We start from the raw sequence: 23107 nt of genomic DNA, 5'->3' as shown, positions 1-23107 counted from the left end.
TTGAGTGCGCTCCAAGCAAGTAGGCTCGGCGGCATGGAAAGTCTGCGGATCATCGAGAGCTGGCCGGTACCGAACGCGGCCGCGGCCGTCGTACGCGCCGACGGGAGTCTCGCCGGCTCCCACGGGCCGGTCGGCCACCGCTTCCCGCTCGCCTCGGTCACCAAGCCGCTGGCCGCGTACGCCGCCCTCGTCGCCTACGAGGAAGGGGCGGTCGAGCTGGACGAACCGGCCGGACCGGACGGCTCCACCGTCCGCCACCTGCTCGCGCACACGAGCGGCCTGGCCTTCGACGAGCACCGCACGATGGCCCCGGCGGGGACCCGCCGGCTGTACTCCAACGCCGGGTTCGAGGTCCTCGGCGACCACATCGCCAAGGCCACCGGGATCCCCTTCGCGGAGTACCTGCACCAGGCCGTCTTCGAGCCGCTGGGCATGACCTCCTCCGCCCTGGAGGGCTCGCCCGCCAAGGACGGCGTCTCCACCGTCAGCGACCTCGCGCGTTTCGCCGCCGAGCTCCAGGCGCCGCGGCTGCTCGACGTCCGCACGGTCGCCGAGGCGATCTCCGTGGTGCACCCGGGGCTCAAGGGCGTACTGCCCGGCTACGGGCACCAGTCCCCCAACGACTGGGGGCTCGGCGTGGAGATCCGCGACGGAAAGTCCCCGCACTGGACGGGCTCCGCGTCCTCCCCGCGCACCTTCGGGCACTTCGGGCAGTCCGGGACCTTCCTGTGGGTGGATCCGGACGCGCGCGCCGCGTGCGTGGCGCTGACCGACCGCGCCTTCGGCCCGTGGGCCGTGGAGGCCTGGCCCGCGTTCACCGACGCGGTCCTCGCGGAGCTCCGCGCAGCTTAGGACCCTGGCTAGGGCAGCTCCCAGATCAGCAGCTCTCCCGGGGAACCGGCGACGATCTCCAGCTGCTCCTCGCCGGTGATCCGCGCCGAGTCCCCGGGCCCGAGTTCCTCCCCGTCCAGCCGCAGGTCCCCGCGCACGACGTGCAGGTACACCCGCTTGGCCGCCGGTACGGGGACCCGCTCGCCCGCGCCCGGCCGCCGCACGTGCAGTACGGCGCCGGCCGCGGGGACCTCGTAGGGGGTGCCCTCGGCGATCCCCGGGACCAGCTCGTACGAGGGCTCCCCGCCGGCGACCAGGGGCGCGAGCCACATCTGCACGAACCGCAGCGGCTCCGGGCCGTCGTTGCGCTCCACGTGCCGCGTCCCGGATCCGGAGCCGAGCCGCTGCACGTCCCCGGGCCGGACCAGGCCGGTGTACCCGGTGGTGCTGTCCTTGTGCGTGAGCTCGCCCTCCACCACCCAGGTGACGATCTCGGTGTGACTGTGCGGGTGCTCGTCGAAGCCGGCGCCCGGGGCGAGGGTCTCCTCGTTACAGGCCAGGACCGGGCCGAACCGGATGTTGTCCGGATCGTAGAACTGCCCGAAGGAGAAGGCGTGCCGGGTGGTGATCCCGGTGGCCGGGGCCCCGCCCTCGTACCGGTCCGCGCCGCGGCGTACATCAATCATGGGAGCCACCGTAGCCCTCCGGCGGAACGCCGCTGTGAGACCGGCGTCCGCACCGGCGTCCCGATAAGGCAGTCTTGTCCCGTGCCCGAACCCGAACACGAGCAGTCCCCCGCGACCCGTCCCGCGCATCCCGCCCATCCGCACTCCGCGACGTTGCGCCGACTGGAGAAGTCCTCCGGCCGGCTCGCCGCCAACGCGATCGCGCGGATGGACGAGACCCTGCCGTGGTACCGGGCGATGCCCCCGGAGAACCGGTCCTGGATCGGCCTGGTCGCCCAGGCCGGTATCGCCGCGTTCACGGAGTGGTTCCGGCACCCGGAGACCCCGCAGGCGATCTCGACCGACGTCTTCGGGACGGCTCCGCGCGAGCTGACCCGGGCGATCACCCTGCGCCAGACCGTCGAGATGGTCCGCACCACGATCGAGGTCATGGAGGCCGCGATCGACGAGGTGGCGGCCCCGGGCGACGAGTCGATCCTGCGCGAGGCGCTGCTGGTGTACGCCCGGGAGATCGCCTTCGCGACCGCCCAGGTGTACGCCCAGGCGGCGGAGGCGCGCGGGGCGTGGGACGCCCGGCTGGAGTCCCTGGTCGTCAACGCGGTGCTGTCCGGCGAGGCCGACGAGGGCGCGCTGTCGCGGGCCGCGGCGCTCGGCTGGAACTCCCCGGAACACGTGTGCGTGGTGCTGGGCACCGCTCCGGACGGGGACAGCGAGCTGACGGTCGAGGCGATCCGGCGCGCGGCCCGGCACCACAAGCTTCAGGTCCTGACGGGCGTGCTCGGCGACCGCCTGGTCGTGATCGCGGGCGGCAGCGACAACCCCATGCGGGTGGCGAAGTCCCTGATCGGGCCCTTCGCGGCCGGTCCGGTCGTGGCCGGCCCCGTGGTCCCGGACCTGCTGAACGCGACAAAGTCGGCGCAGGCCGCGGCGGCCGGCCTGAAGGCGTGCACGGCCTGGCAGGACGCCCCGCGGCCGGTGCTGGCGGACGATCTCCTTCCGGAGCGCGCGATCGCCTCCGACCCTTCGGCGCGCGAGCAGTTGGTGGAGGAGATCTACAGACCGCTGGAGGAAGCGGGCTCGGCGCTCCTGGAGACGCTGGCCGTCTATCTGGAGCAGGCGAGCAGCCTGGAGGGGGCGGCCCGGATGCTGTTCGTCCACCCGAACACGGTGCGCTACCGGCTGCGACGTGTGACGGACGTCACCGGCTGGTCGCCCTCTGATGTCCGTTCGGCGTTCACGCTGCGGATCGCCCTGATCCTCGGACGTCTGGCCGACGGCGATCTTCAGTCCTAGACTTTTGTCGGACATCAACAATTACCCCGACCGTTCTTGGTCCCTGTCCCCACGGGCGGCAGGGACCATCCACAAGAGAGAGTGTGAGGGTGCTCGTACTCGTCGCTCCCGGCCAAGGCGCACAGACGCCCGGCTTCCTGACTCCCTGGCTCGAACTCCCCGGCGCGGCCGACCGCGTCGGTGCGTGGTCGGACGCCATCGGGCTCGACCTTGCCCACTACGGCACGAAGGCCGACGCGGACGAGATCCGCGACACGGCCGTGGCCCAGCCGCTGCTGGTGGCCGCCGGACTCCTGTCCGCTTCCGCGCTGGACGCTCCGACGGCCTTCGGCGCCGTCGCGGGCCACAGCGTGGGTGAGATCACCGCCGCCGCGTACGCCGGTGTGCTGTCCGACGCGGACGCGCTGTCGTTCGTACGGACCCGCGGGCTCGGCATGGCCGAGGCCGCCGCCGTCACCGAGACCGGCATGGCCGCGGTCCTGGGCGGCGAGCCCGAGGTGGTCCTCGCCCACCTGGACAAGCTGGGCCTGACCCCGGCCAACATCAACGGCGCGGGCCAGATCGTGGCCGCCGGCACCGTGGAGCAGATCGCCGCTCTGGTCGCCGAGAAGCCCGAAGGCTCCATGAAGGTCGTCGCCCTCAAGGTCGCGGGCGCCTTCCACACGGAGCACATGGCCCCCGCGGTCTCCACGCTGGAGAAGGCCGCGCAGGCCCTCACGGTGGCCGACCCGGCGCTGAAGTACGTTTCGAACAAGGACGGCCAGGTCGTCACCTCGGGCTCCGATGTCGTGGCCCGGCTGGTCGGCCAGGTCGCCAACCCGGTCCGCTGGGACCTGTGCATGGAGACGTTCGCCGAGCTGGGCGTCACCGGGATCATCGAACTCAGCCCCGGCGGCACCCTGACGGGTCTGGCCAAGCGGGCGCTGAAGGGCGTGCCGAGCGTGGCCCTGAAGACCCCGGACGATCTCGAAAAGGCCGCTGCGCTCATCGCCGAGCACGCGGCCTGAGAGAAGGAGCCCACACAGCATGACGAAGATCAAGCCTGCCAAGGGCTCCCCGTACGCCCGCATCCTCGGTGTCGGCGGCTACCGCCCGTCCCGGGTGGTGCCCAACGAGGTCATCCTCGAGACGATCGACTCGTCCGACGAGTGGATCCGCTCGCGCTCCGGTATCGCGACCCGGCACTGGGCCTCGCCCCAGGAGACCGTGGCCGCGATGTCGGTGGAGGCCTCGGGCAAGGCGCTGGCCGATGCCGGGGTCGCCCCGGAGCAGATCGGCGCCGTGATCGTCTCGACGGTCTCGCACTTCAAGCAGACCCCGGCCGTCGCGACCGAGATCGCGCACCGGATCGGTGCGGGCAAGCCGGCCGCGTTCGACATCTCTGCGGGCTGCGCCGGCTTCGGCTACGGCCTGACCCTGGCCAAGGGCCTGGTGGTGGAAGGTTCCGCCGAGTACGTCCTCGTCATCGGCGTGGAGCGGCTCTCGGACCTGACCGACCTGGAGGACCGCGCGACGGCCTTCCTGTTCGGCGACGGCGCCGGCGCCGTGGTCGTCGGCCCCTCGGACGAGCCGGCCATCGGCCCCACGGTGTGGGGCTCGGAGGGCGACAAGTCCGAGACGATCAAGCAGACCGTGCCGTGGGACGAGTACCGCCAGAGCGACGGCGGCGAGAAGTTCCCGGCCATCACGCAGGAGGGTCAGGCGGTCTTCCGCTGGGCCGTCTTCGAGATGGCCAAGGTGGCCCAGCAGGCGCTCGACGCCGCCGGGATCACCGCCGATGACCTGGACGTCTTCATTCCGCACCAGGCAAACATGCGGATCATCGACTCGATGGTGAAGACTCTGAAACTGCCGGAGCACGTCACGGTCGCCCGTGACGTGGAGACGACCGGCAACACCTCGGCCGCCTCGATCCCGCTCGCAATGGAGCGGCTCCTGGCGACCGGTGCGGCGAAGAGCGGCGACACCGCGCTCGTCATCGGCTTCGGGGCGGGACTCGTCTACGCCGCGACGGTCGTTACCCTCCCCTAGGGCCCGGGATCCACATCCCGCCCTGTTCCACCTCAGTTAGCTATAGAAGGAGCGCCACATGGCCGCCACCCAGGAAGAGATCGTCGAGGGTCTCGCCGAGATCGTCAACGAGATCGCCGGCATCCCGACCGAGGACGTCCAGATCGAGAAGTCCTTCACCGACGACCTGGACGTCGACTCCCTGTCCATGGTCGAGGTCGTCGTCGCCGCCGAAGAGCGCTTCGACGTCAAGATCCCGGACGAGGACGTCAAGAACCTCAAGACGGTCGGCGACGCCGCTGACTACATCCTGAAGAACCAGGCCTGAGTCTGACGAGCGTTTGTCGCCACCCGGCGGTGGCGCCGTGACAATTCAGCACCCCCTTAGACGTGGAGAAAGAATTCCTGTGAGCCCGACCAATCGCACCGTGGTCGTCACCGGTATCGGCGCAACCACTCCGCTGGGTGGCGACAGCGCTTCGACCTGGGAAGGTCTGCTTGCCGGCCGTTCCGGCGTAAAGCCCCTGGAGGGTGAGCGCTTCGCCGAACTCCCGGTTCGGATCGCCGCTTCGGCCGCTGTGGACCCGAGCGAGGTACTGCCCCGGCCGCTGGCCCGGAAGCTGGACCGCTCGGCGCAGTTCGCCGTCATCGCGGCCCGTGAGGCATGGGCCGACGCCGGCTACACCGCCCCGGCGGGCGAGGACGAGTCCATCGCTCCCGAGCGCCTGGGCACCGTGATCGCCTCCGGTATCGGCGGCGTCACCACACTGCTCGACCAGTACGACGTACTGAAGGAAAAGGGTGTGCGCCGGGTCTCCCCGCACACCGTCCCCATGCTCATGCCGAACGGCCCGTCGGCCAACGTCGGCCTGGAGGTCAATGCCCGCGCGGGCGTGCACACTCCGGTCAGCGCCTGCGCGTCCGGCGCCGAGGCCATCGGCTACGCCGTCGAGATGATCCGCACCGGCCGTGCCGATGTGGTCGTCGCGGGCGGCACCGAGGCGGCGATCCACCCGCTGCCGATCGCCGCGTTCGCCAACATGATGGCGATGTCCAAGAACAACGAGAACCCCGAGCAGGCCTCGCGCCCCTACGACAAGGGCCGTGACGGCTTCGTCCTCGGCGAGGGCGCGGGCGTCGTGATCCTGGAGTCCGCCGAGCACGCCGCGGCGCGTGGCGCCCGGGTCTACTGCGAGGTGCTGGGCCAGGGTCTGTCCGCGGACAGCCACCACATCGCGCAGCCGGAGCCGACCGGCCGCGGTGTCGCGGCCGCGGTGCAGAACCTGCTGGACAACACGGGTCTGGACCCGGCCGAGCTGGTCCACCTGAACGCGCACGCCACGTCGACCCCGCAGGGTGACACGGCCGAGCTGAAGGCCCTGCGCAAGGTCCTGGGCGACGACCTCGACCACATCGCGATCTCCGCGACCAAGTCGATGACGGGCCACCTGCTGGGCGGTGCCGGCGGTATCGAGACCGTGGCGACCGTGCTGGCGCTGTACAACCGGCTGGCCCCGCCGACGATCAACGTCGACGAGCTGGACGACGACATCGACGCGGACATCGTCGTCGGCGAGCCGCGCAAGCTGCCGGCCGACGGCCCGATCTCCGCGATCAACAACTCGTTCGGCTTCGGCGGGCACAACGTCACCCTGGCGTTCCGCACTGTCTAAGCCCACTACGCGCAAGGCCCACCCGGCGGTTCCGGGTGGGCCTTGCGCGTACCGGTTGGACGTTCGAAGCGACGAACACCGCAACCATCAATTGAGGAACCCCAACGGCGAGCAACCAGGTCCGCGAGAGCGGCGCCGGTTTAGGCGCACATGGGGCGCCTCAGACCACCTGGTGGAGCCAGCGCACCGGGGCGCCCTCGCCCGCGTAGCGGAAGGGCTCCAGCTCGTCGTCCCAGGGCTTGCCGAGCAGCTTGGCGATCTCCGCCTCCAGGTCGGTCTCCCCGAGCGCGGACCGGGCGAGGGCGGCGCGCAGCCGGTCCTCGGGGATGAGGATGTCGCCGTGCATTCCGGTGACGGCGTGGAAGATGCCGAGCTCCGGGGTGGAGCTGTAGCGCTCGCCCTCGGCGGTGGGACAGGGCTCCGCGGTCACCTCGAACCGCAGCAGGCGCCAGCCGCGCAGTGCGGAGGCGAGCTTCGAGGCGGTGCCCGCTTCTGCCTGCCAGGAGAACTCGGCTCTCCAGGTGCCGGGGGAGGCGGGCTGCCTGATCCAGTCGAGGTTCACCCGCACCCCGAGCACGCCCGCAACAGCCCATTCCACATGCGGGCAGAGCGCGCGCGGTGCGGAATGCACGTACAGAACTCCACGTGTCGTCACCGGGACCTCCAGTGTGGGACGAGGTCGGGAATAAACTCCAGAAAACGGACAGAATGTGACGTGACGTAATTTACCGGAAATGATCTGACATTGCGTCGCGGGACCTGCGGCCGAAACGCCACGGGAAAAAGCTACCGTGCGCCAGGGGTCATGGTGTGACGTACGGTCGCTCCAGGCCCGGTAAACACAGAGCATTCACTCAGCAGGACGCCCCCGAAGGACGCGGGGCGACGAGGGAGGGGACGAACCCGATGCGCACCACCGCTCCGCAGCGCCGCGCGCGTCGCGCTCTCGCGGGCGCGGGCGCGGCGGTCGCCCTCCTGGCCGGGTCCCTTACGGGGTGCCAGTCGGGCGAGCCGGGAGCGGACGGCGAGCGCGGGGCGCAGGCAGCGCCGCGCTGGAACACCGCGCCCGCCTCGATCGCCGCCGTTGGCGACTCCATCACCCGTGGTTTCGATGCCTGTTCGGTGCTGGCGGACTGCCCGGAGGTCTCCTGGGCCACGGGGAGCGACCCCGAGGTGCACTCGCTCGCCGCCCGGCTGCTCGGGGAGACCGAGGCGCCCGAGCGCAGCTGGAACTACGCGGTGACCGGCTCCCGGATGGCGGACCTGCCGGGGCAGCTCGCCTCGGCGGCCGCACACAAGCCCGACCTGGTCACGGTGATGGTGGGCTCGAACGACGCCTGCCGGCCGACGGCTTCGTCGATGACGTCGGTCGCGGAGTTCCGGTCCGGTTTCGAGAAGGCGCTCGCCGATCTGCGGGCCGCATCGCCCACGACCGAGGTGTACGTCTCCTCCGTGCCCGACCTCCAGCGGTTGTGGGAGCAGGGCAAGGACAGCCCGCTGGTGCGGCAGATCTGGAAGCTGGGCATCTGTCAGTCGATGCTGGCCGATCCGCTGTCGGCGGCGACGCGGGCGACGACCCGGCGCGAGCGGGTGCGGGCGCGGGTGGTCGAGTACAACGAGGTGCTGCGCGAGGTCTGCGCGAAGGACGCCCTGTGCCGCTACGACGGCGGCGCGGTGTTCCAGTACCCGTTCGGGTCGGAGCAGTTGAGCCGCTGGGACTGGTTCCACCCCGGCCGGGGCGGGCAGGCGAGGCTGGCGGAGCTGGCGCACCGCCAGGTGACCTCGGCCGAGCCGCCGCGCTGAACGGGACGGGCCGGGGGCGGGTGTCAGGGCCCGCCCCCGGTCCGGTTCTCGGGTGATGGCGCAGGGTTGATTTCCGGCCATCCGGCGCGCCCTAGATTTCGAGGGTCGCCGTGAGTCGTGTGTCGGCGTGCGAGTGGCTCGCGCGGACCTCGTAGGCGCCGCCGATCCGCCGCCAGCCGCGGGCCGCCTCGTCCCAGATCTCGAAGGCCCGGTCGGGCAGGGCGATCTCCGCCTCGACGGTCTCCCCCGGGCCCGCCACGACGCCCGCGAAGGCGGCCAGCCAGCTCGCCGGGCGCTCGACACCGTCGTCGACGGGGGCGACGTAGATCTGGATGACCTCGCGGCCGCGCCGGGTGCCGGTGTTGGTGACGCGGATCCTGGCCGTGCCGCCGGTGACCTCCAGGGACTCGTACGCCCAGCTGGTGTAGCCAAGGCCGTGCCCGAACGGGAAGGCGGGGGCGACGCCGTGCTTCTCGTAGGCCCGGTAGCCGATGAAGAGGCCCTCTCCGTACTCCAGTCGCCCCTCGGCGGGGACGACCTCGGTGACGGGTGCGTCGGCGAACTCCGCGGGCCAGGTCGTGGGCAGCCGTCCGCCGGGCTCCGCGTCCCCGAGGAGTACGTCGGCCAGCGCGGCCCCGCCCTCCTGCCCGGGGAACCAGGTCAGCAGCACGGCGGCGACGTCCTCGCGCCACGGGAGTTCCACTGGGGAGCCCGCGTTGACGACGACCACCGTGTTCGGGTTGACGGCGGCGACGGCGCGGACCAGGTCGTTCTGCCAGCCCGGCAGGGTGAGGTCCTTGCGGTCGAAGCCCTCGGACTCGACGCGCTCGGTGGTGGCGACGACCACCACGGCGGTGTCGGCGGCGCGGGCGGCTTCCACGGCCTCGGCGATCAGCTCGTCGCCGTCGCGCCGCGGCCCGAGGTGGAGGAGGGAGAACATGATCGCCTTGAGCGGCAGGGCGGTCATGTCGGGGACCTGGAAGGTGAGCGAGACCTCCACCGGCTCGCCCTCGGTGAGGGTGACCCGGGCGCGCTCGCTGGGGGCGCCGAAGAACGCCTCGAAGGGGTCGGCCTCGTTGCCCATCTCCTGGACGCCGTCCCAGAGGCCCTCCCCGCCGACGGTGAGGGTGAAGGCGCCGAGTCCGCGGGTGCCGAAGGCGTGCTCGCCGCTCTCGCGCGGCAGATACGTACCGGTGACCTCGATGCTCGCCATGGTCTCGTAGGTGGCGCCCGCCGGCAGGTCCCCGCCGATCCACTGGACCTGGCCGGTCGGCAGGCTGCCCTCGCCGATGACGGCGCCGGAGGCGTCCCGGCAGATCGCGCGGAGCTCGAAGCCCTTGTCGGCGGGGGCGAGTTCCTCGCTGGGGTCGGCGCCGACGGCGTAGGCCAGCGCACCTTCGGGGAGCGCGGCGGTGAGGCCGTCGAGCGGGGAGACGACCCGCTCGGGGAAGACGGTGGCGGAGCCGCCGCCGAGGACGCGGGCGTCGCGGGCCGCGGCGCCGATGAGGGCGACGGTGCGGCTCGCGGCGGTGTCCAGCGGCAGCGCCCCGCGGTTCTGGACCAGGACGAAGCCGCGGGCGGCGATCTCGCGGGCCAGGGCCTGGCCGTCGATGGGCGCGGGGGCCTCGGTGACGACGGCGGGGGCGCCCTCCAGGACGCCCACGCGGGCGGCCAGGCGCAGCACGTTGCGCACGGCCTCGTCCACGGCGGACTCGGGGACCTCGCCGGCCCGGACGGCCTCGGCGAGGGCGGGGCCGTAGACGGTCTGCGGGCCGGGCATGGCCACGTCCAGGCCGCCGAGGATGGCGCCGGTGGTGGAGCGGGCGGCCATCCAGTCGGAGACGTTGTACCCGTCGAAGCCCCATTCGCCGCGCAGGACTTCGTTGACCAGGTACTGGTGCTCGGTCATCGTCGTGCCGTTGACCTGGTTGTAGGCGGTCATGATGCCCCAGGGGTGGGCGTTCGCCACGATGGCCTCGAAGGGCGCCAGGTACAGCTCGCGCAGCGGGCGCGGGGCGATGACGCTGTCGACCGTGAACCGCTCCGTCTCGGCGTCGTTGCCGACGAAGTGCTTGACGGTGGTCGCCACCCCGCCGTCCTGGACGCCGTTCACGTAGCCGCTGCCGATGGCGCCGGTGAGGTACGGGTCCTCGGAGTAGCACTCGAAGTGGCGGCCGCCGAGCGGGGAGCGGTGCAGGTTGACGGTGGGGGCGAGGAGGACGTGCACGCCCTTGCGGCGGGCCTCCTGGGCGAGGAGGCGGCCCGCGCGGCGGGCGAGGGCGGCGTCCCAGGCGGCGGCGAGCGCGGTCGGGGAGGGCAGCGCGATGGAGGGGTCGTCGGCGGTCCAGCGCACGCCGCGGACGCCGATGGGGCCGTCGGACATGACCAGGGACGTCAGCCCGATCTCGGGGACGGCGGGCAGGGACCACATGTCCTGGCCGGCCAGGAGGCGGGTCTTGGCGTCGAGATCCAGCTTGCCCAGTGCCGCTTCCACGGCGTCGTTGCGGACCTGATCGGCATCGGTCACGGCCGTGCCTCCTCATTTGAGTGCGTGCGGTGCGTGCGGTTTCCCCATCGTGGACCGATTGCCTGGTAAGCGGTAGGGTTCGTTATGTATCCGTGATAACTCGATGCCGTACGGTCCTGAAGGCAAGGTCCGATCGGAAGGGGTGCGGGGCGATGGCCAGGGCGAGGAGCGAGGAGCGGCGTGGCGACATCGTCCGCGCCGCCGTCGAGGTGATCGCGGAACGCGGCTACCGGGGCGCGTCCCTGGGCGCGGTCGCCGAACGCGTGGGCCTGACCCAGCAGGGCCTGCTGCACTACTTCCCGACCAAGGAGGCGCTGCTGGTCGCGGTGCTGGAGGAGCGCGACCGCTGGGACACGGGGGGCGGTTCGCGCGCCTCGGCGGACGCCTGGCGCCTCGACCTGCTGGCCTCACTGGTGGAGTACAACGCCATGCGTCCGGGGATCGTGCAGACCTTCTCGGCGCTGCTGGGCGAGAGCGTCACCGACGGGCACCCGGCGCGGGAGTTCTTCACCGAGCGCTACGCCCAGGTCCGCGCGGAGATGGCCGCGGTACTGCGCGCCGAGTTCGGCGACCGGCTCCCCTCGGGCCTCACCCCGGAACAGGCGGCTCCGCTGCTGACGGCGGTGATGGACGGCCTTCAGTACCAGTGGCTGCTCGCCCCGGAATCGGTGGACATGCCGGCGGCCTTCCGGTCCTTCCTGACCCTCCTTCGGGGGCCCGGCGCCTGATCCCGCCGCCGGGCGGGGCATCCTGTTCCCCGTACAGCACAAGGGGGTTGGGCATGGAGTCGCTGGAATTCGCCGAGAAGAAGGTCGCCTGGTCGGAGCTGTTCTTCGATCTGGTCCTGGTGTTCGCGATCACCGAGGTGTCCGCGCTGTTGCACCACGACCATTCGTGGGGCGGCGTGGGCCGGGCGCTGATCGCCTTCGTGCCGATCTACTGGGTGTGGGTCGGCACCACGGTCCACGCCAACACCCATGACGCGGACCGGCCGCTGACCCGGCTCGGCATCTTCGCCATCGGCCTGGGCGGCCTGCTGATGGCCCTGGCCGCCCCCGACGCGTTCGGAGACCGGGGACTGCTCTTCGCCTGCGGCTACCTGGGCGCGCGGCTGGTGCTGGCCCTGCTCGTCCACCCCGGACTGCGGCTGCGTCCGAGCCCCGTGGCGATGTCGGTCGTCGTCAGCGGGCCGCTGCTGGTGGCGGGCGCGTTCCTCGACGGATGGGCCCGGACCGGGCTGTGGGCGGTGGCCGCGGCGGCCGACCTCGCCTCGCCGCGGCTGACCCGGCGCTGGATGGTCCGCATCCCCTTCGACTCCGACCACCTCGCGGAGCGGTTCGGGCTGTTCGTGATGATCGCCCTCGGGGAGTCCATCGTCGCGGTCGGCGCACCGATCGCCTCCCGCGAACACCTCGGCGCGGGCCCGCTGGTGGCGGTCGCGACGGCCTTCGCCCTGGCGTGCGGCCTGTGGTGGGTGTACTTCCACCGCGCCGCCGACGCCATCCGGCACGGCCTGCGGACGGCGACGGTCCAGGCGGACATCGTGCGCCAGGTGCTCTCGTACGGGCACCTCTCCCTCATCGCCTCGATCATCGCCGTCGCCGTCGGCATGGCCGAGGCCGTCAACCGGCCGGGCGGGCAGCTGCCGCTGGGTGTGGCGGCGCTGCTGTACGGGGGCTGCGCGCTCTACCTCGGCACGTACGGGTACACCCGCTGGCACCTGTTCCGGAAGTGGTCGACGACCCGGCTGGCGGCCGCGGCGGCGGTGCTCGCGCTGCTCCCGGTGGCGGCGCTGCTCCCCGCGCTCGGTGCGCTCGCGCTGCTCACCGCGGTGGTGACCGGCCTCAACCTGGCCGAGCCGGGCTACCTGCGGCGACGCCAGGACGTCCTCGCCGCCGCCTCGCCCGTCGCCGATTAGGCCCTGTCCGGGCTCGCGTACGAGGCCACCAGCCGGGCCAGGTGGCGGCCCGCCACCAGGAGCGGGGTCCGGCTCTGGGTGACCTGGGCGCTGGTCTCGGCGCCCTCCAGGGTGTTGATGACGGTCGCCGCCAGGTCGCGGGCCTCCGCCTCGGGGTACCCCGAAGCCAGGAGCTTCGCCGCCACCATCTCCTGCCAGTGGGCGAAGGCCTGGGCGCAGGCCGTCTGGAGCTCCGGGATGCGGCCGACCGTTTCCAGGGCCGTGGCCGTCACCGGGCAGCCGTCGCGCCAGTCGGAGTCGGCGAGGGCGTCGGCGAGCAGGACCGCGACGGCCTCCACAGCCTGTGCCGGGCCGGGGTGCGAGGCGAGTCCGGCGCGGAGCAGCTCCGCGAACTCCTCGTCGCCGTAGTGGACCGCGGCCACCGCAAGCTCCTGCTTCCCGCCCGGGAAGAAGTGGTACAGCGAACCCAGAGTGGCTTCGGCCTCGCGGACGAGCTGCTTGACCGGGGTGTTCTCGTACCCGCCGCGCTGCATGAGGCGGGAGGCCGTGCTGACCAGTCGGTCCCGCGTCCCCGGCGCTGTCTTCGTCGTCGCTGCTGATGCCATGGGCGCGATCCTACCCGGATTCTAGATAGAGCGTTCGTTCTAGTCCCGTGCTACGGTCGGCCCCAAGCGCTGGATAGAGCGTTCGTTCTAGACGCATCGTTTGGGGAGAACTCCGTCATGAACCAGAACCAGGGTCAGCAGAACACCGTCACCGTCGTCGGCCTGGGGCCCATGGGCCGGGCCATGGCCGCCGCGTACCTCGACGCCGGCTACCGGGTCACCGTCTGGAACCGCAGCCCCGGCAAGGACGCCGAGCTCGTAGCACGTGGCGCCCGGCGGGCCGGGTCCGTCGACGAGGCCGTCACCGCGAGCGCCCTCACCGTCCTCAGCCTCATCGACGTGGACGTCATGTACGGCACCCTCGCGGGCACCGACCTCACCGGCCGGGTGCTCGCCAACCTGTCCTCCGACGTCCCGGACAAGGCGCGGGCCGCCGCGGAATGGGCCGAGGCGCGCGGAGCCTCGTACCTCACCGGCGGGGTCAACGTCCCGCCGACCGGGATCGGCCAGGAAGGGGCGTCCATCTTCGTCAGCGGACCGCAGGAGGTGTACGACCGCCACCGCGCCGCGCTCGACGTGCTCGCCGCCACCGACTACCGGGGCGCCGACCCCGGTTACGCACAGCTCTACTACCAGCTCAACATGATCATGTTCTGGACCGCGTACACCGGCTGGTACCAGGCCGTCGCCGTCGCCCGGGCCAACGGCCTGACCGCGGCCGACATCCTCCCGTACGCCCAGTACACGGCCGACAGCATGCGCGGCTTCTACACCCACTCCGCCCCGCCCATAGACGCCGGCGACCACGACGGCGCGGCCGCCCGCCTCGCCATGTGCGCCGCCAGCGTCGAGCACGTGCTGCACACCGCCGCCGACTCCGGTGTGGACACCGGGATCCTCGCCGCCCACGCGGACCTGTACCGGCGCGGGGTCGACGCGGGCTTCGGCGCCGACGGCACCACCCGGCTCCTCCAGCTGCTCGGCGACCCTGCCTGAGCGTTTCCTTCGGATCACCTGGCTGACCAGCTGAAGACGGCGGCGAGGTGGAGTCCGGCGAGGTAGACGGCGGCGGTCTTGTCGTAGTGGGTGACGAGGCCGCGTCACTGCTTGAGCTTGTGATGCATCCTGTGGCGTATGAAGATCGCCGCAGCGCAGATGACTTGTGAACCGACCGACATCGCCGTCAACGTCGCCCGGGCGGCCGCGCTCGCCTGCGAAGCGCGCCGGCAGGGCGCCGAGCTCGTCGTGTTCCCCGAGTTCACGCTCACCGGGTACGAGCTGGAGGCGCTGGCCGGCGACCCCGGCCTGTGGGTGGCCGACGCCGACGACCCGCGCCTGGACCCGGTCCGCTCCGCCGGAATCGCCACGGCGGTGAACGTCGCGCTGCGCACCGAGGGCTCGCTCCCCCGCATCGCCACCCTGGTGTACGGGGCGGACGGCGCGCACGTGACGACGTACGCGAAGCAGCACCTCTACGGGCACGAGCGGGGCCCCTTCGCGGCCGGCGACGCCGACGGGCGCTTCGAACTCGACGGGATCCGCTTCTCGCTGGGCGTCTGCTACGACAACCACTTCCCCGGGCTGACCGGCCGGGGCGCGGCGGACGGCTGCCGAGTCCACCTGGCGAGCTCCCTGTACGGGACGGGCGACGGGATCCACGAGCGGGCCACCGTCTACCCCGGGATCGCGGAACGGGACGGCATGTACGTGGTGCTCGCCAACCACGTCGGCCCGTCGGGCCCGTGGACCGGCTGCGGACGCGCCGCCGTCTGGGCCCCGGGCGGCGCCCTCCTGGCTGAGGCCGACGACCGTACGCCCTCGGTCGTGACGGCGGAGATCGGGGCCTGAGGGGGCTGCCCGGACCGCCCGGGTCACCCTGCTCGGGCGGTGGTGGTCAGGAGTAGGCGGGCGGCGGCGGTCCGAACCCGCCGGCCGGGTTCTCGGCCGCCGGACCCTGCGGCGCGGCCGGTACGGCGGGGGCGTCCGGGGCGTCCGGGGCGGCGTTGTCGGGCCGGGTCAGGTCCCGGGCCATCAGCGTGGCCCCCGCGACCGCGCCCGGCATCAGGAACACCGCGACCAGCGGCACCAGGAACGCCAGCACCAGCGGGACCCCGAAGCCGAGCACCAGCAGCCGCCGCGACCGCAGCAGCTCCAGCCGCGCGGACAGGTCCACCTTGCGGCGCTGGAGGGCGACCGCGGTGAGCTCCTGGGTGAGGAAGTACCCGGAGACGCAGAACCCGATGGCCGGGATCACGGTCTGCCCGATCACCGGGATGAAACCGAGCGCGAAGAGCAGGATCCCGTAGAGCATCACGCGGCCGAGCACCTTCACGCTGTCCCGGGCCGAGATCCACAGCTCCTGCGCCAGCGTCAGCCCCGACTTGGGGACCTCGCCGCCCTCGCTGCGGTCGACCTGCTCCGAGAGGGACTCGTAGAACGGCTGGCCGATCAGCAGGGTCACGGCGGTGAAGGTGATCACCGCGAGGAAGAGCCCGAGGCAGAACACCAGGGCGGTCAGGAAGCCCCGGAACAGGCCGAGCCAGGGCGAGGACCAGTCGTCGGCGAAGGGCGTGGCCCAGGCGGTGAGATCGTCGGCTCCTTGGCCGAGCCCGATGAGGGCGCCGGCGTACAGCACCAGCGCCACCAGCCCGGGCAGCAGGCCGAAGCCCAGCCACCGGCCGTTCCGGAACACCCATCGCTGTCCGGCCATCAGATAGCCGAAACCCCCCGCAAGATCACGCATGGGTCCAGCTTAGAGCTGGGAACGGCGAAGGCCGCACCCCGGATCGGGATGCGGCCTCCGGCGAGCGGGATGCCGGATCAGACGGCGAGCTCGACCGTGATGTTGCCGCGGGTCGCCTTGGAGTACGGGCAGACCTGGTGGGCCTTCTCGATGAGGTCCTTGGCGGTGGCGGCGTCCACGTTCGGGATGGCGGCGGAGATCTTGACGATGATGCCGAAGCCGTCGTCGTTCTTGCCGATGCCGACCTCGGCGGTGACCGTGGAGCCGGAGATGTCAGCGTTCTCGTTGCGGGCGACGACACCGAGCGCACCCTGGAAGCAGGCGCTGTAGCCGGCGGCGAAGAGCTGCTCCGGGTTGGTGCCGGCGCCGCTGCCGCCCAGCTCCTTCGGCGGGTTCACGACGACGTCGAGCTGGCCGTCGTTGGTGGCCACGCGGCCGTCACGGCCGTTCTCGGCGGTGGCGACAGCGGTGTAGACGACGTCGGACTGCTGGATGGACATGTAGAGAGATCCTCCTGGTAATCGCCGTGACTCGCGCCCACGATCACGACGGTGTGCAGTGAGCCTAACCGGTGAAAGAAACGATCATCTTTCCGGTGTTGTCGCCGCGCAGCATTCCGAGGAAGGCGTCGGTCGCGTTCTCCACGCCCTCGACCACGGTCTCGTCGGCCACGAGCTCACCGGAGCGCAGCCAGCCGGCGACGTCCTGGACGAACTGCGGCTGGAGTCCGGCGTGGTCGCTGACCAGGATGCCCTGGAGGCGCAGCCGCTTGCCGATGACCTGCACCAGGTTGCGCGGGCCGGCGGCCGGCTGGGTGTCGTTGTACTGGGCGATCGCCCCGCACAGGGTGGCGCGGCCGTGCATGTTCAGGGAGGAGATGGCGGCCTCCAGGTGGTCGCCGCCGACGTTGTCGAAGTAGACGTCGATGCCCTCGGTGGCGGCCGACTTCAGCTGCTCGCCCACGGGGCCGTTCTTGTAGTTGAAGGCGGCGTCGAAGCCGTACTTCTCCGTGAGGAGCGTCACCTTCTCGTCCGAGCCGGCGGAGCCGATCACGCGGGAGGCGCCCTTGATCTTGGCGAACTGGCCGACGAGGCTGCCGACCGCACCGGCGGCGCCGGAGACGAAGACGGAGTCACCCTCCTTGAAGGAGGCGACCTCGAAGAGCCCGGCGTAGGCGGTCAGGCCCGGCATGCCGAGGACGCCGAGGTAGGCGGAGAGGGGCGCGAGCGCGGCGTCGACCTTGGTGGCGTGCTTGGCGTCCAGGTCGGCGTACTCGCGCCAGCCCAGTCCGTGCAGGACGTGGTCGCCGACCGCGAAGCGCTCGTCGGCGGAGGCGACGACCTCGCCGACCGCGCCGCCGTCCATGGGCTTGTCGAGCTGGAAGGGCGGTACGTACGACTTCAGGTCGTTCATCCGGCCGCGCATGTAGGGGTCCACGGACATGTGGATGTTGCGGACCAGGATCCGGCCAGGAGCGGGCTCGGCGGCCACGGGCACCTCGCGCAGGGCGAAGTCCTCGGCAACCGGCCAGCCCTGCGGGCGGCGGACGAGGTGCCACTCGCGGCTCACGGCGGGGATCTCAGACATGGGGTGCTCCTGGTGGGAGAGGGAAATGCTTCACAAGGTGAAACAACCATGCGCCTGGATATTTCATGTTGTCAAGTAAATGGGTACCCTGGATCCATGCCCAGTCGTCGTGCAGACCCCCTGACCCTCGAGGTCGTCGAGCTCATCGGCGATGTCGTGGCCCGCTACCACGTGGAGTACGAGCACGCGGCCGCCCAGCACCAGCTCACCGGCGCCCAGGCCAAAGTGCTGACACTGCTGTCCCTGGAGCCGATGCCGATGCGCAAGATCGCGCAGAAGCTGAGGTGCGAGCCCTCGAACATCACCGGCATCGTGGACCGGCTGGAGAGCCGCGGGCTGGTCGAGCGCCTGCCGGACCCGGCCGACCGCCGGGTCAAGCTGGCCGCTCCGACGGAGGAGGGCATGCAGACCGCGGACCGGCTGCGCGAATCGCTCGACTTCGCCCGCGAGCCGCTGGCCGGGCTGTCGACGGCCGAGCGGGCGGTACTGCGGGACCTGCTCAAGCGGATGCTGGGCTGAGGGTTCCCTCCACGCGGATCATCCGCAGATGAACCAGAACCAGCAGTCGTCCTTCGTCGGAGTCGGCGTAGGGGTCGGCGTGGGGGTCGGGGCGGCGGTCGCAGACGTCGACGGCTGCGCACTCGCGGAGCCGCTGGGCGCGGGCTTGCCCGACTTGCGGGGCTTCGCGGAGGAGCCGTCCCCCGCTGTGCTGGGGGCGTCCTTCGTCGGCTCAGGCGCGGCGGGCACCGACGCGCTCGGGGTGGGGCCGGGCTCCGCCGTACCGCCCGGGGACTGGCTCGCCCCGGCCGCCTTCGTGGCGCCGCCGGTGGTCTTCACGGTCACGGAACCCTTCGCGGACGGCAACGCCGAGGGCGCGACGGGCTTGCCCGGCCGGCTCGGCAGCGGAGCCGGCTGATCCGGCCCGGCGTCCGTCAGCAGCACCCTGTCGGCCCGGTCGGTGCGCTGCCCGTCGTCCGCCATCCGGGCCAGCGCCACCGAGCCCCCGACCGCGAGCGCCAGTGCGACCCCGACCGTCAGCACGGCCTTGCGGCGCCGGCGGTGCGTGGCGCGGCGGCGGGCCCCGGGCCGCCGCTCGTACGGGGTGGCGAGCGTGACGATCCAGTCGTCGGGCTCGGGCTCGGACTCGGGCTCGGGCTCACGCCCCGGCTCGGGTCCGGGCTCGGGCTCGGGTCCGGGCTCGGGCTCGGGCACCATGAAGCCGGCGCCGGGGCCGGGGCCGAAGGTGAAGTCGGGGCCGGGGCCGGGCGCGGCGAAGGGAGCCTCGGCGGGTACAGCCGGGCCGACGGGTATCAGGTACTCGGCCGGGGTTCCGCACCCGGCGCACGCCAGTGCGCCGTTGAGGTGCCTCCGGCAGGCGTGGCAGTAGTTCATGGCGCCCGCAGGCTACGCGGTCCCCCGCAACATCCACATCGCGGGAACGTAAGGATCCTGTGTGGAATCGTGAGGTCCATGACAGCAGCCTCACCCGCACACCGGTTCGGGCCGACCGCCTTCCAGCTGGTGCTGCTGCGCCGGATGGCCGACTTCCAGCCCGACCTCGCCGAGACGGCCCGGCTGCGGCTGGGCGCCTCCCTCGCGGATCAGCGGGAGGCGAACAAGCGCTGGCAGGCGATGGTCCGCTCCCCTCGCTCGCGCGGCGCGCTGGCCCGCTACCGCTCGGTGCTCGGCCCGCCGGAGTCCACCGCGGCCCGCACCATCGGGGACCTGGAGTGCGAGGCCCTGCTGTGGCCGCTGCCGCTCTGGCCGGACCTGCGCTTCGAGGTGCTGGCCGCGCCGGACGGGGCGGTGTGGAACGAGTGGCTGGTACGGGCCCCCGGCGCGCGGGGGCCCGTACTGGAGGCGCCGGACGACCTGCGGCCCTGGTCGGCCACGGTGGACGAGGTGGCGCGGGCCTTCGCCCCGGCGCGCCCGATGGAGGGCACCGCGCCGACCCGGTGGCGGCTGGCGTTCGCCGCGCAGGGGGTGCCCTGCGTGGCGGAGTTCACGTACGGCCTGCTCCAGCGGGTCTCGGTGGGCGGGGACTAAGGGGGACTAAGGAGGATTAAGGGCGATTCAGGGGGACTAAGGGGTCGCGAGGAAGGCGCGGACGCCCGCCGAGGTGGCGTCGTCGCCGAGCAGGTCGTTGTGCTTCTGGCAGCCGACCGTTGCGCCGGTCTGCCGGCGAACCTGCTCGACGTAGTCGCCGAGCTGCCCGGCGAGGACCTCGTTGACGGACTGATGGGTGTCGTAATCCCAGGAGAAGAGCTCCGAGTCGGCGTACCCGGCGGCCCGGAGATCCTCGCGCAGGGCGCCCCAGACGCCCGGGTCGGCGTTGTAACCGTGCACAAAGACCACCGGTTCGCGCAGGGCTTCCTGGTCAGCGGCTTGGGCGGGGGCCCAGTCCCGGGCCTGGCCGGCGGCTTGGGCCGGGAAGGGCGCGAGCAGCGCCAGGCAGAGCGTCAGCAGTGCCAGGAGTTGCTGGCGGGGCGTCAGCACGGGTCCCCCTATACCTTGTTACGCGCGAGTAGCGCGGTCGGTGTGCGCATGGCGCTGCCTGTCGGTACAGAAATCCACCCCCGTGCAGCACCCTCGGCGCCCCCTCGGCCCGCCCCGACCGGAGCAGCACAACGGGCGATATGACCCATTCGCCCGAGAAGATATGAAATGCAACCGGCAGTCGCCGGTCTTCTTGCGTCAGCGCTCTCGGGAGGATCTGCCGTGACCGTCAGTCTTGAGCAGTTGCGCCGCTGCCACGTCGCCGTCGACCTGGGCGCGGCCAGGACCCGCGTGTACGTCAAGGGCGCCGGCCTCGTCGTCGACGAGCCCAGCGTCGCCGCGGTGAACACACGCACCGGTGCACTCATCGCCGTCGGGACCTTCGCCGAACGGATGACCGGCCGCACGCCCGACTACATCCGGGTCGTGCGCCCCGTCTCCGGCGGCACCGTCGTGGACATCGAGATGGCCCAGCGGATGCTGCGTCACCTCCTCGGCGAGAAGCTGCGGCGCGCCCTGCGCCGCAAGCCCCGGCTGCGGGCGGCCGCCTGCACCCCGCACGACGCCGATCCGCTCGCCCAGCGCGCGACGGTGGAGACGCTGGTCGGGCTCGGCGCCCGCCGCGTGGAACTGGTCGACACCCTGATCGCGGCGGCCGTCGGCTGCGGACTGCCCGTGGAGCAGCCGACCGCGACGATGATCATGGTGTGCGGGGCCGCGGCCACCCAGGTGGCGGTCCTCTCCCTCGGCTCGATCGTCACCGCCGAGCGGATCCCGGTGGGCGGCGAGGCCATCGACCACGCCGTGGTCCAGCACCTGCGGCACGCGCACGAGCTGATGCTGCCCAGCCAGGCCGTCCGGCCGCTCCAGCTGGCCCTGCACGGCAACGGCATCACTTCCGAGGGCCCCGCCTCCACCCTGATCCACGGCCGCGACGTGGCCACCGGACTGGCCCGCTCCGTCCACGTGGACACCGCAGCCGTACGGGACGCCATCCACACCCCGCTGACCGCCGTCCTCGACGGCATCGGCAAGGTGCTGCGGGACTGCCCGCCGGACCTGGTCGCCGACCTGACGGACCGGGGGATCATGATGGTGGGCGGCAGTGCCCTGCTGCCGGGGCTGGACCAGATGCTGCGGGACGCGACCGGAATGCCCGTCGCCATCGCGGAGCGGCCGGACGTGTGCGCCGTACTCGGTCTCGGCGCGATGCTCGAAGGGAAAATCGCCCCTATGGTTCTCAACCCGCTGGCCGAATGACGCCGAACCCGAAGGACGCGGACGCGGGCAGTGACGCGGCCACGGACCCGGGCACCGACGTAGCCACGCGCGGCGGCGCGAACACGGACGCGGATACGGATACGGACGCAGCCGAACCGTCGAACCTCCCGATGCTCCTGGAGGCGGTCCTCAGCGTCGGCTCCGAGCCGGAGCTGCACGCCACCCTCCAGCACCTCGTGGAATCGGCGGCCAAGCTGTGAGCGGCCCGGTACGGGGCGCTCGGGGTCATCGACCCCGAGCGCCTCAGGCTGACCGAGCTGTTCACGGCCGGGATGACCGAGGCGGAACGGGCCGCGATCCCCCGGCTGCCCGACGGCCGCTCCGGCGTACTCGGCGCCCTGATCACCGACCCCCGCCCCCTCCTGCTGGACGACCTGACGAAGGACCCACGCTCGGTCGGCTTCCCACCCGGCCATCCGCCCATGCGCAGCTTCCTCGGCGTCCCCATCAGGGTGCACACGGAGGTCTTCGGGAACCTCTACCTCACCGAAAAACGGGGCGGCGGCCCGTTCGACGACGCCGACCTCGCCCTGCTGCGCGTACTGGCATCGCAGGCGGGCATAGCGATCGGCAACGCCCGGCTGTACGAGACCGCGCGCCGCCGGGAACGCTGGATCGAGGGCGCCGCCGCCGTGACCACCACCCTGCTGGCCGGCCGCCCGGCGGCGGACGCGCTGATGTGCGTGGCCGAACGGGCCCGGCTGCTGGCGGACGCGGCGGCCGGAGTGGTGCTCCAGCCGACCCCCGAGGGCGGCATGGAGATCGTGGCCGCCTCCACCCACGGCGACCCCGGGGACCTGGTCGGCACCACCATCGCCCCCGGCTCGGCGGTGCTGGAACAACTCCTCGGCGGCGAAGCGGTCTTCATCGAGGACTCGGCGACGGACCCCCGGATGACGACCCACGTACGGAAACGTTTCGGGCCGAGCATGATGCTCCCCCTCCAGAGCGGCGGCCAGCTCATCGGCACCCTCGCCCTGCCGCGCGCCCGGGGCGGCCCGCCGTACGACGCGGTGGACCGGCTGCTGGCCTCGCAGTTCGCCTCCCAGGCCGCGCTGGCCCTCGTACTGGCGGACGCGCAGCACGACCGCGAGCAACTGGCGGTCTACGAAGGCCGCGACCGGATCGCGCGGGACCTGCACGACCTGGTGGTCCAGCGGCTGTTCGCGACGGGATGATGCTGGAGAGCACCCGGCGCCGATCGTCGAACGCCCCCACCGGGGAAACCGTGGGCGACGAACTCAGCCGTGCGGTGGACGAACTGAACTCCACCATCCAGGAGGTCCGTACGGCCATCTTCGCGCTCCAGCAGCCGCCGACGGACGCCCCGACCACCTTCCGCGGCCGGGTACTGCGGGAGACGGGCGGCGCGGCCGTCCTGCTGGGCTTCCAGCCATCGGTCCACTTCGCCGGCCCGGTGGACGCGCTGCTCCCGGAACCGGTCGCGGCCGACCTCCTCTCCGCCCTGCGCGGCGCCCTCGCCGCTGCCCACCGCCGCAGCGGGGTCACGTCCATCGACGTGGAGGTGGACGCGGTCCCGACGCGGGTCCGCCTGACGGTGACGGACGACGGCCGCACGGAGTCGGATACCCGGGGCACGACGGTGACCTGGGAGTCACCTCTCTAGTACTGCTCCTGCTGCTCCTCCTACGAC

General features: G+C 72.1%; 23 protein-coding genes and 1 pseudogene. 15 read left to right on the top strand and 9 right to left on the bottom strand.

The annotated features are described in order from the left end of the window. Positions 1-33 precede the first annotated feature (33 nt). On the top strand, positions 34-852 hold the full coding sequence (locus J7I97_RS17770; protein ID WP_214936026.1) for a serine hydrolase: 819 nt from the start codon (positions 34-36) through the stop codon (positions 850-852). Positions 853-860: 8 nt separating this feature from the next. Here the strand turns inward: J7I97_RS17770 and J7I97_RS17765 are convergent, their stop codons facing one another. Continuing rightward, positions 861-1517: a pirin family protein gene (locus tag J7I97_RS17765; RefSeq protein WP_214936024.1), complete on the bottom strand. Its 657-nt coding sequence runs from the start codon at positions 1515-1517 to the stop codon at positions 861-863. Positions 1518-1598: 81 nt separating this feature from the next. Between J7I97_RS17765 and J7I97_RS17760 the strand changes: the two genes are divergently transcribed. The 5 genes from J7I97_RS17760 (at position 1599) to fabF (ending at position 6493) form a co-directional block, all read left to right on the top strand. Beyond that, positions 1599-2810, top strand: a complete 1212-nt coding sequence (locus J7I97_RS17760) for a CdaR family transcriptional regulator (protein ID WP_214936022.1) — start codon at positions 1599-1601, stop codon at positions 2808-2810. Positions 2811-2899: 89 nt separating this feature from the next. After that, positions 2900-3817: an ACP S-malonyltransferase gene (locus J7I97_RS17755; protein ID WP_214936020.1), complete on the top strand. Its 918-nt coding sequence runs from the start codon at positions 2900-2902 to the stop codon at positions 3815-3817. A gap of 19 nt (positions 3818-3836) precedes the next feature. Next, a complete protein-coding gene (locus J7I97_RS17750; RefSeq protein ID WP_214936019.1) occupies positions 3837-4841 on the top strand; it encodes a ketoacyl-ACP synthase III in 1005 nt (334 codons plus the stop codon). 58 nt (positions 4842-4899) lie between these two features. Then, positions 4900-5148, top strand: coding sequence for an acyl carrier protein (locus tag J7I97_RS17745; RefSeq protein ID WP_214936017.1), 249 nt, complete (start codon positions 4900-4902; stop codon positions 5146-5148). Positions 5149-5227: 79 nt separating this feature from the next. Beyond that, positions 5228-6493: a beta-ketoacyl-ACP synthase II gene (gene fabF, locus J7I97_RS17740; RefSeq protein WP_214936015.1), complete on the top strand. Its 1266-nt coding sequence runs from the start codon at positions 5228-5230 to the stop codon at positions 6491-6493. A 160-nt stretch (positions 6494-6653) separates the two neighbouring features. Here fabF and J7I97_RS17735 read toward each other — a convergent pair whose 3' ends face one another. Then, positions 6654-7148 (bottom strand): DUF3145 domain-containing protein, encoded by a 495-nt coding sequence (locus tag J7I97_RS17735; RefSeq protein ID WP_214936013.1) that lies wholly within the window; start codon positions 7146-7148, stop codon positions 6654-6656. Between the two features lie 251 nt (positions 7149-7399). On the opposite strand from J7I97_RS17735, the gene J7I97_RS17730 reads away from it, so the two are divergent. Next, positions 7400-8296, top strand: a complete 897-nt coding sequence (locus J7I97_RS17730; RefSeq protein ID WP_214936011.1) for an SGNH/GDSL hydrolase family protein — start codon at positions 7400-7402, stop codon at positions 8294-8296. 91 nt (positions 8297-8387) lie between these two features. On the opposite strand, the gene J7I97_RS17725 is transcribed toward J7I97_RS17730, so the two are convergent. Next, positions 8388-10823, bottom strand: coding sequence for a beta-glucosidase (locus tag J7I97_RS17725; RefSeq protein WP_214936009.1), 2436 nt, complete (start codon positions 10821-10823; stop codon positions 8388-8390). A 152-nt stretch (positions 10824-10975) separates the two neighbouring features. Between J7I97_RS17725 and J7I97_RS17720 the strand changes: the two genes are divergently transcribed. After that, a complete protein-coding gene (locus J7I97_RS17720) occupies positions 10976-11551 on the top strand; it encodes a TetR/AcrR family transcriptional regulator (protein ID WP_214936007.1) in 576 nt (191 codons plus the stop codon). Between the two features lie 53 nt (positions 11552-11604). Next, positions 11605-12741 carry a low temperature requirement protein A gene (locus tag J7I97_RS17715; RefSeq protein WP_214936005.1) on the top strand — a complete coding sequence of 379 codons (1137 nt, stop codon included), beginning with the start codon at positions 11605-11607 and terminating at the stop codon, positions 12739-12741. Here the strand turns inward: J7I97_RS17715 and J7I97_RS17710 are convergent. Further along, positions 12738-13346, bottom strand: coding sequence for a TetR/AcrR family transcriptional regulator (locus J7I97_RS17710; protein WP_214936003.1), 609 nt, complete (start codon positions 13344-13346; stop codon positions 12738-12740). The two genes, J7I97_RS17715 and J7I97_RS17710, sit on opposite strands and share 4 nt — an antisense overlap. A 117-nt stretch (positions 13347-13463) precedes the next feature. On the opposite strand from J7I97_RS17710, the gene J7I97_RS17705 reads away from it, so the two are divergent. Both J7I97_RS17705 and J7I97_RS17700 read left to right on the top strand, forming a co-directional pair. Then, entirely contained in the window at positions 13464-14342 is an 879-nt protein-coding gene (locus J7I97_RS17705) for an NAD(P)-dependent oxidoreductase (RefSeq protein WP_214936001.1), read from the top strand. Between the two features lie 138 nt (positions 14343-14480). Further along, positions 14481-15194: a carbon-nitrogen hydrolase family protein gene (locus J7I97_RS17700; protein ID WP_214935999.1), complete on the top strand. Its 714-nt coding sequence runs from the start codon at positions 14481-14483 to the stop codon at positions 15192-15194. 46 nt (positions 15195-15240) lie between these two features. On the opposite strand, the gene J7I97_RS17695 is transcribed toward J7I97_RS17700, so the two are convergent. The 3 genes from J7I97_RS17695 to J7I97_RS17685 form a co-directional block, all read right to left on the bottom strand. Beyond that, the gene (locus J7I97_RS17695) at positions 15241-16089 is read right to left on the bottom strand and encodes an EI24 domain-containing protein (RefSeq protein ID WP_214935997.1); all 849 of its coding nucleotides are present in this window, start codon (positions 16087-16089) and stop codon (positions 15241-15243) included. 77 nt (positions 16090-16166) lie between these two features. Continuing rightward, the gene (locus J7I97_RS17690) at positions 16167-16589 is read right to left on the bottom strand and encodes an organic hydroperoxide resistance protein (RefSeq protein ID WP_214935995.1); all 423 of its coding nucleotides are present in this window, start codon (positions 16587-16589) and stop codon (positions 16167-16169) included. Positions 16590-16653: 64 nt separating this feature from the next. Beyond that, positions 16654-17676 (bottom strand): NADP-dependent oxidoreductase, encoded by a 1023-nt coding sequence (locus J7I97_RS17685; protein ID WP_214935993.1) that lies wholly within the window; start codon positions 17674-17676, stop codon positions 16654-16656. Between the two features lie 96 nt (positions 17677-17772). Between J7I97_RS17685 and J7I97_RS17680 the strand changes: the two genes are divergently transcribed. Next, the gene (locus J7I97_RS17680; protein WP_214935991.1) at positions 17773-18195 is read left to right on the top strand and encodes a MarR family winged helix-turn-helix transcriptional regulator; all 423 of its coding nucleotides are present in this window, start codon (positions 17773-17775) and stop codon (positions 18193-18195) included. Positions 18196-18213: 18 nt separating this feature from the next. On the opposite strand, the gene J7I97_RS17675 is transcribed toward J7I97_RS17680, so the two are convergent. Further along, positions 18214-19068: a hypothetical protein gene (locus tag J7I97_RS17675; protein ID WP_214935989.1), complete on the bottom strand. Its 855-nt coding sequence runs from the start codon at positions 19066-19068 to the stop codon at positions 18214-18216. 78 nt (positions 19069-19146) lie between these two features. Between J7I97_RS17675 and J7I97_RS17670 the strand changes: the two genes are divergently transcribed. Continuing rightward, positions 19147-19722: a hypothetical protein gene (locus J7I97_RS17670; RefSeq protein ID WP_214935987.1), complete on the top strand. Its 576-nt coding sequence runs from the start codon at positions 19147-19149 to the stop codon at positions 19720-19722. 36 nt (positions 19723-19758) lie between these two features. Here J7I97_RS17670 and J7I97_RS17665 read toward each other — a convergent pair whose 3' ends face one another. Beyond that, positions 19759-20172 (bottom strand): triacylglycerol lipase, encoded by a 414-nt coding sequence (locus J7I97_RS17665; RefSeq protein ID WP_214935985.1) that lies wholly within the window; start codon positions 20170-20172, stop codon positions 19759-19761. 222 nt (positions 20173-20394) lie between these two features. Between J7I97_RS17665 and J7I97_RS17660 the strand changes: the two genes are divergently transcribed. Together J7I97_RS17660 and J7I97_RS17655 are read left to right on the top strand one after the other, a co-directional pair. Then, positions 20395-21432, top strand: coding sequence for a rod shape-determining protein (locus tag J7I97_RS17660; RefSeq protein ID WP_214935983.1), 1038 nt, complete (start codon positions 20395-20397; stop codon positions 21430-21432). Between the two features lie 131 nt (positions 21433-21563). Next, positions 21564-23080 (top strand): annotated as a pseudogene (locus J7I97_RS17655) (GAF domain-containing protein). The last annotated feature ends 27 nt before the right edge of the window (positions 23081-23107 follow it).

It is taken from the genome of Streptomyces sp. ISL-87 (assembly GCF_018614095.1).
GTDB lineage: Bacteria > Actinomycetota > Actinomycetes > Streptomycetales > Streptomycetaceae > Streptomyces.
The sequence above is the reverse complement of the archived record's forward strand: the minus strand, read 5'-3'. Positions and strand labels throughout refer to the sequence as shown.

Coding starts and splice junctions, on each gene's coding strand:
- J7I97_RS17705 (WP_214936001.1), top strand. CDS start 13,464: ATGAACCAGAACCAGGGTCAGCAGAACACCGTCACCGTCGTCGGCCTG.
- J7I97_RS17750 (WP_214936019.1), top strand. CDS start 3,837: ATGACGAAGATCAAGCCTGCCAAGGGCTCCCCGTACGCCCGCATCCTC.
- J7I97_RS17670 (WP_214935987.1), top strand. CDS start 19,147: ATGACAGCAGCCTCACCCGCACACCGGTTCGGGCCGACCGCCTTCCAG.
- J7I97_RS17700 (WP_214935999.1), top strand. CDS start 14,481: ATGAAGATCGCCGCAGCGCAGATGACTTGTGAACCGACCGACATCGCC.
- J7I97_RS17720 (WP_214936007.1), top strand. CDS start 10,976: ATGGCCAGGGCGAGGAGCGAGGAGCGGCGTGGCGACATCGTCCGCGCC.
- J7I97_RS17685 (WP_214935993.1), bottom strand. CDS start 17,676: ATGTCTGAGATCCCCGCCGTGAGCCGCGAGTGGCACCTCGTCCGCCGC.
- J7I97_RS17690 (WP_214935995.1), bottom strand. CDS start 16,589: ATGTCCATCCAGCAGTCCGACGTCGTCTACACCGCTGTCGCCACCGCC.
- J7I97_RS17745 (WP_214936017.1), top strand. CDS start 4,900: ATGGCCGCCACCCAGGAAGAGATCGTCGAGGGTCTCGCCGAGATCGTC.
- J7I97_RS17715 (WP_214936005.1), top strand. CDS start 11,605: ATGGAGTCGCTGGAATTCGCCGAGAAGAAGGTCGCCTGGTCGGAGCTG.
- J7I97_RS17680 (WP_214935991.1), top strand. CDS start 17,773: ATGCCCAGTCGTCGTGCAGACCCCCTGACCCTCGAGGTCGTCGAGCTC.
- J7I97_RS17675 (WP_214935989.1), bottom strand. CDS start 19,068: ATGAACTACTGCCACGCCTGCCGGAGGCACCTCAACGGCGCACTGGCG.
- J7I97_RS17710 (WP_214936003.1), bottom strand. CDS start 13,346: ATGGCATCAGCAGCGACGACGAAGACAGCGCCGGGGACGCGGGACCGA.
- J7I97_RS17695 (WP_214935997.1), bottom strand. CDS start 16,089: ATGCGTGATCTTGCGGGGGGTTTCGGCTATCTGATGGCCGGACAGCGA.
- J7I97_RS17770 (WP_214936026.1), top strand. CDS start 34: ATGGAAAGTCTGCGGATCATCGAGAGCTGGCCGGTACCGAACGCGGCC.
- J7I97_RS17730 (WP_214936011.1), top strand. CDS start 7,400: ATGCGCACCACCGCTCCGCAGCGCCGCGCGCGTCGCGCTCTCGCGGGC.
- J7I97_RS17765 (WP_214936024.1), bottom strand. CDS start 1,517: ATGATTGATGTACGCCGCGGCGCGGACCGGTACGAGGGCGGGGCCCCG.